The organism is Citrobacter sp. TBCS-14, assembly GCF_005280805.1.
Lineage (GTDB): Bacteria > Pseudomonadota > Gammaproteobacteria > Enterobacterales > Enterobacteriaceae > Citrobacter > Citrobacter gillenii.
The window spans coordinates 1-222 of sequence record NZ_SZWM01001037.1; the positions used below are offsets into that span (position 1 = coordinate 1).

General features: G+C 55.9%; 1 protein-coding gene. It reads right to left on the reverse strand.

The annotated features are described in order from the left end of the window. Positions 1-222 (reverse strand): LysR substrate-binding domain-containing protein (locus tag FDX22_RS23820; RefSeq protein ID WP_255433053.1); only part of this gene is annotated, 222 nt, incomplete at both ends.

A 222-nucleotide genomic window follows, 5' to 3' on the forward strand; every position in this document is an offset into this window, starting at 1 on the left:
CATTGTCTGTAGCCACCTCGAAGCCCTGTGCGCGTGTTCCCAAATTGACCGAATAATGCACCACGGCATGTGAGGCCAAATCCTCCAGGCTTTCCGGATAACCAAAGCGGGCCAGATACTGTGGACTGGCACAGTTAATCTGCGTGAGTTTCCCCAGCGGTCGGGCAATCAGCCCCGAATCTTTCAGTGTGCCAACGCGTACGACGCAGTCGAAACCCTCAC